We start from the raw sequence: 5,605 nt of genomic DNA, 5'->3' as shown, positions 1-5,605 counted from the left end.
TTTAGATTATACAAAAAAAGAGTATTTACGCTATGAAAAACTTGCTCGACAACAGCTTTCCTCTAAAGATAATAGAGATGAAGCCTATAATAATTATCAGCAAGCGCAAGCTCAAGTATTATCAACAATTGATGCAATAAAAGTGTTGAACAGTCAGTTGAATGCCATGATTGATGGCGAGAATGCTAGCGTTAAATTAGCGCAAGCGGAGCTTGCTAGTGCACAGTACGAATTAGATAAAACGACCTTTGTTGTGCCCTTTGATGGTATTGTTGACAATCTTCAATTAAGTGTTGGAAGCTATATTGAAGCAGATGATAAAGTGATGACTGTGATAGATACGGCTAGTTGGTGGTTAGTTGCTAATTTTAAGGAGAATGCACTATCCATTATTGAAGAGAATCAACCTGTTTTATTTAGCCTTTTTATGTACCCTAATACATTATTTAGTAGTCGTGTGGATAATTTGGGGCGGGGGAATGTGGCTGGGCAAGGCAGTCCGTCAGGATTACTTGCACAAATCGATAATCCGAATACATGGATGATACGTTCAAAACGTTTTCAAGTACGAATTAAATTGGATCAAACTTTGAATGGTAATACTCAACGCGTTGGCGCATCAGCCAGAGTGTTAATTGTGCCTGAACAAGCGGGTATCATGGGCTTCATCGCACATGTTTATCTGAGAGTGGTTAGCTTTTTTGATTATATTTATTAGGGATTACCTCTTTCTTTAACATTCAACAATGTGTAATTACTCATGTAGGCTCTTATTAAAAACTAGCAGAATCTATGGGTGGGTAAATAATGAACGATTTCAGGTGGTATAAAATAAAGGTATTAAGGTTGGGTTAATTATTATATAGAGATTATATATTTTATTTTTTAAATTATTATTTGTATTGTCGCTTATATAAAATAATTTTATGTTTTTAATATTAGCTTGTTAAAGTGACTTATTATCAATGAATGTTTTTCGAGTATCTATAATGTTACTGTTTAAAAAAGTATCGTTATAATAAATTATCTTTCTGTTGTTGATATTTATTTACTTACAAGTAATTGTTTTAATCATGCTTTATTTATTTTTAATGTGGAAGAAGATGTGATTGTTTTAGTATTTTTAATACAGAGTCGCACTATTTTATCTGTAAGTGTCAATGATTGGCAATAACCTAAAAAGTATCTAATAATAAATATATATGCCCCTTCAGTTTAATGAGATTATATCATGAGATACATTCTGAAGACATGTAGGAGTAATCAATGAAACGATTGTATTTATCCTTATTGATAATATCAATATCCTTATCGTGCGCCGTATATGCTGCTGACGAAGTGACGGACTCTTTGCGTGAACCTATTGAGCAGATAAGAGAAGAATTAACCCAGTATATTCTTGAGAATAACTTGCAGCCTTTAGCTTCTAGGCCTTATGTGTCAGAAGAAATGTATATATTGGGTCAGTCTTTAGCTTTTGATAAAATACTCAGTGGTAATCAAGATACGTCTTGTATGTCTTGCCACCATCCTTTATTAGCCACAGGTGATGCACGGTCTCTTCCGTTAGGGGTAAATAGTCATAATCTGGGACAAGAGCGAGTTGGCGGTGATTTGATTGCTCGACATTCTCCATCACTGTTTAATTTGGATTTATTTTCAAATCTTTTCTGGGACGGAAGAATTGAGCTCGATGACGAGGGGGAATTGCATACTCCAGCCAGCCAAAGCGGCGATTTGACTCAGTCTATGATAGATGTTTTTTATGCTGCTCAAGAAAATGACGGATTTGAAGGCTATGGTTTAGTGGCTGCGCAAGCGATGTTTCCTGTCACCGATGCTACTGAAATGAGAGGTGAAGGGAGTCTCTTAGGTGGGTATAGTAATGAAGACTTTAAAGAAATTTGGCAGGCGTTGATGGTTAGATTAGGGGGGGTCCCTGAATATGTTCAACTCTTTGAAGCGGCTTACCCCAATGTTCCTTTTGAGTCGATGACGTTTGCTCATGCTGCCAATGCTATCGCAGCATTTGAGATCCGAGCATTTGACTTTAGGGATAACCCTTGGCAAGCCGTCATTAGTGATGTGGCAGCTGATGCTAGCTTTAACGATCATAATTTACTCTCAGAAGAAGCAACGCGTGGAGCACACTTTTTCTTTGAAACAGGCTGTAGTAATTGCCACAGTGGTGCTGTAATGTCTGATTTTGATTTTCACTCAACGGCGACTATTCAATATGGCCCTGGTAAAGGCGATGGGGCGTCTGGTTTTGAAGATTATGGTCGAGAGAACATCACGCTTAATGAAACCGATCGCGCTAAATTTAGAACAGCCCCCCTTTTTAATATTGACTTAACCGCTCCTTATGCGCGCTTAGGGCAATTTAATGATTTGTGGAGTCATATTCAGATCTATGCCATTCCTGAACGTTTCTGGCTTAATCAATACTCAGGTTACGACAGATTCGAAGATACCTTTACGTTGGTGCCTGAGTTTGAGACTCATGTTTCTGATAGAGAAAAAGTATTATTAAAAACATTGCCGTTACCTTCCTTTGACGATGTGCAGCATGGGTTTATTAGAACACTTGAGTATATTGAAACACAATTTTCAAGAGCAAGTTCAGATGTTGGCCGTTTGACTAGCGAAGAAGGTAAACGTTTAGGTGATGGTGAATTAGTGCTGCAAAGACAGATCTTAATTCCCTTTATGGAGGCACAAACCGATCTAAGAGCTTTAAGTTTAATCCACCTTATTCCGGAGTCAGTTGCAAGTGGATTGCCCGTTGAAAAAGGGATTCTAGAGGGTAATGATGCAACCGAAGAGCTGGTAGCGAATTTAGGACAAACGTTTACTATTGTTGATTTAAATAATGAATATCAATTAAATGGCGAGCTATCAACGGGCGAGATTGCCAGTTATGAATGGAGTATTGCTCGTGTAAATGGCTTGGAGTTAAATCAGATAGTGTTGAGTGAAGTGAATACGGCTACGCCGATAATTTCAGTTATCGAGCAACCTTATTTGAAAAATGCCAATGTGACGATACGTTTACAAGTCACTGATTATTTAGGGCATAGTCATATATCTACCCTGCGTTTTAATATCGAAATATCGAGTGTCGCGGAAGATTTAATCGCACAGGCTGGTGATGACTTTCAAATTATCGAACTTAATCATGTATATCAGCTTGATGGAAGTCAATCGACGGGAGATATTGCTTCGTATAGCTGGAGTATAGCAAAAGTGAATGGGATGAATATTGATGCCGTTCATTTGAATGATACCGGCTCACCCACACCTGTTATTTCCGTGTTGGAAGCCCCAGCGGACAATAGAGCATCAATCAATTTAAAGCTTAAAGTGAGTGATAGTGTCGGCAATACTCATCAAGATACACTTCGTGTAAAAGTTCAGTTATAGGAGATTAATCGAGCTATTATGAGTGGGTCTCATGAGTTTTGCTTATCTGCTTTGTTCCATTGATTCAATCCAGTCGTTACGGTATGAATTATGCCAACAATGTTGAATATTACTAATCTCTGTGCAGTGTGATGAAGTGAGTCAATAAACTGAGTTGTTGACTCACTTCTTGTGTTTTTATCTATATTGCCTTTATTTTCGGAGTTTATGGCCAATCTCTGTGATTGCCGCTTCTAAAGAGATCGCTTGTTGTTGGCCATCTGCGGTGCGGAGCACTAGGCTGTTTGATGCCACTTCATTATTACCTGCAATGATAATGAATGGGATTTTTTGTTGATGAAAGAGTTTTACTTTTTTGTTGATCCTCATGTCTTGGTCATGAGTATGGCATCGATCCCAAGTGAAGCTAAGCGTGCTTGGAGCATATGGCAATAAGGGGTTGCTTGCTCATTGATGGAGGCAATAGCAACGGGCTGAGGGTGGATCCAAGTGGGCAGTTTACCTTGGTATGTTTCTAGTAGAATGCCTATCCAGCGTTCGAGGGATCCATAAATGGCTTGATGCAACATGACGGGTGTTTGGCGCTCGCCAGCTTCATCAACATAAGCGAGGTCAAAGCGAGCAGGCATGTTAAAGTCCAATTGAATTGTGCCACATTGCCATTGTCTGTTTTGATGTTCTTTTAGCATGAGTTCGACTTTAGGACCATAAAAAGCGCCTTCTCCAGGCTGATATTGCACCTCAACCTCTAAGTCCTTGTAAGCTTTAGCAAGTAAATTTTCTGCTTTTCGCCAATCATTATCTTCGTCAAAAGCGGATTCTGGTTGAGTCGATATACGTACATCCAGTTCAAGATAGCCATATAGCCATAATCTTTGTAGATCTGCTTGGCTCTTTTTAAAAAGTGTTATATTTCACTGATGCAGTCTTGCCAACGGCAAAGGACATGGGCATCATCTTGTGTGAACTGTCTTAAGCGCATCAGCCCATTTAATGCACCTGAAGACTCATTTCTGTGTACATGGCCAAATTCAAACACACGATAAGGAAGAGAGCGATAACTCAGTACCTGTTTCTTGAAAAAGAGAATGTGTGCCGAGCATGACATAGGTTTTAGTGCACATTGTGCTTCTTCTTGATGGCCTCCACCAACAAACATGTCATCATGAAATTTATCCCAATGACCTGATGTTTCCCATAGTGATTTTTTTAAAAACATCGGTGTGGCGATTTCTAAAAAATGTTCGGCTTGATAGCGTTTTTGAATATGGTGTTTGACATTGTTAAGCCGCCGCCATCCATTGGGGTGCCAAAAAATCATTCCCGGCTCGATAGGTTCAGAGTGAAATAAGTCGAGTTGTTGTGCTATTTCTCGGTGTTTTTACATGGTTACAGCCTCTTGCTATTTTTAACGTTGAGTGGCCTGAGCAAAAACCATGGATAAAAAAAGACCCTCTGGCTTTCGCTCAGAGGGTCTTTTTTAAACACGATACACGCTACCCTCCGAGAAATAAACCGGTGGTGGTAGTTACAAGCTGTAGTTGTACCTGATGTTGTGCCACTTCAGGTAAGTAAGGCTTCTATTTATGCACACAGGCATGCTCTAAGCTATGAGTAAAGGGCCAAAACCTTGAGGAAAATTACTGGCATTACCCACTTTAGGATTGCTGCGTTGGGCACCCGCACCATGAACATCTTCAAGTTTAGCTTGGCCTTTTGACATAGGCGGTTTAAAGAACCCCAAAGCTTCACCAAAGCAGACATAGACGGCAGAAACACCGTCGTGCTGGTTTTGGTGCGTGGTTGAGGCCCAATAGAAGGGGGGATTTTTATGACTGCCTTCATCAATAATGGACGTGACGTTAAACAGTGGGTTTATTGCTGCTGAATGGGTCGCGCTGGGGGAGCGACTGTAATCGACAATACTTTGTAGCTCTTTGGCATTGGGTAAGCGCCAGTTTTATAACCTAAATAATTTTATTTATTACAGATTCTAACCAGTTATCATGCGCTTAGATAAGAAGTAGCCTGTTGATTGTCATCTTGCTGCCACATGAGTTGTATGGGTTAGCTTAGAGATCCCCTCATTTTTTGATCTTTAAATAATGCCGAATATTGATCGATATATATGATGTTGTTCAAGGTATCGATTAAAATTATCCATCAATGGCTTTGCCCATTC

6 protein-coding genes and 1 pseudogene are annotated in these 5,605 nt (G+C 39.4%); 2 read left to right on the top strand and 5 right to left on the bottom strand.

Annotated features, from left to right (window positions below):
• Nucleotides 1–718, top strand: a 718-nt coding sequence (locus L2764_RS25435; RefSeq protein ID WP_248943160.1) for an HlyD family secretion protein, incomplete at its 5' end; no start/stop codon positions are given.
• A 548-nt stretch (nucleotides 719–1,266) separates the two neighbouring features.
• Entirely contained in the window at nucleotides 1,267–3,423 is a 2,157-nt protein-coding gene (locus L2764_RS25430) for a cytochrome-c peroxidase (protein ID WP_248943159.1), read from the top strand.
• A gap of 192 nt (nucleotides 3,424–3,615) precedes the next feature.
• Here L2764_RS25430 and L2764_RS25425 read toward each other — a convergent pair whose 3' ends face one another.
• The 5 genes and pseudogenes from L2764_RS25425 to L2764_RS28410 form a co-directional block, all read right to left on the bottom strand.
• Nucleotides 3,616–3,792, bottom strand: a complete 177-nt coding sequence (locus tag L2764_RS25425; RefSeq protein WP_248943158.1) for a His/Gly/Thr/Pro-type tRNA ligase C-terminal domain-containing protein — start codon at nucleotides 3,790–3,792, stop codon at nucleotides 3,616–3,618.
• Nucleotides 3,789–4,259, bottom strand: a complete 471-nt coding sequence (locus L2764_RS25420; RefSeq protein WP_312018387.1) for an aminoacyl--tRNA ligase-related protein — start codon at nucleotides 4,257–4,259, stop codon at nucleotides 3,789–3,791. The genes L2764_RS25425 and L2764_RS25420 overlap by 4 nt, the downstream gene beginning before the upstream one ends.
• A 71-nt stretch (nucleotides 4,260–4,330) precedes the next feature.
• Nucleotides 4,331–4,744 carry an aminoacyl--tRNA ligase-related protein gene (locus L2764_RS27925; RefSeq protein ID WP_283107170.1) on the bottom strand — a complete coding sequence of 138 codons (414 nt, stop codon included), beginning with the start codon at nucleotides 4,742–4,744 and terminating at the stop codon, nucleotides 4,331–4,333.
• Between the two features lie 282 nt (nucleotides 4,745–5,026).
• The gene (locus tag L2764_RS25415; protein WP_248943157.1) at nucleotides 5,027–5,167 is read right to left on the bottom strand and encodes a hypothetical protein; all 141 of its coding nucleotides are present in this window, start codon (nucleotides 5,165–5,167) and stop codon (nucleotides 5,027–5,029) included.
• Nucleotides 5,168–5,182: 15 nt separating this feature from the next.
• Nucleotides 5,183–5,371, bottom strand: a pseudogene (locus L2764_RS28410) (Lcl C-terminal domain-containing protein); the annotation flags it as partial.
• Nucleotides 5,372–5,605 lie beyond the last annotated feature (234 nt).

Origin of the sequence: Shewanella surugensis (assembly GCF_023284005.1) — a bacterium.
In the GTDB taxonomy this organism is placed as follows: Bacteria; Pseudomonadota; Gammaproteobacteria; order Enterobacterales; family Shewanellaceae; genus Shewanella; species Shewanella surugensis.
Note: the sequence above shows the minus strand (reverse complement) of the source record. Positions and strands in the feature narration are given on the sequence as shown.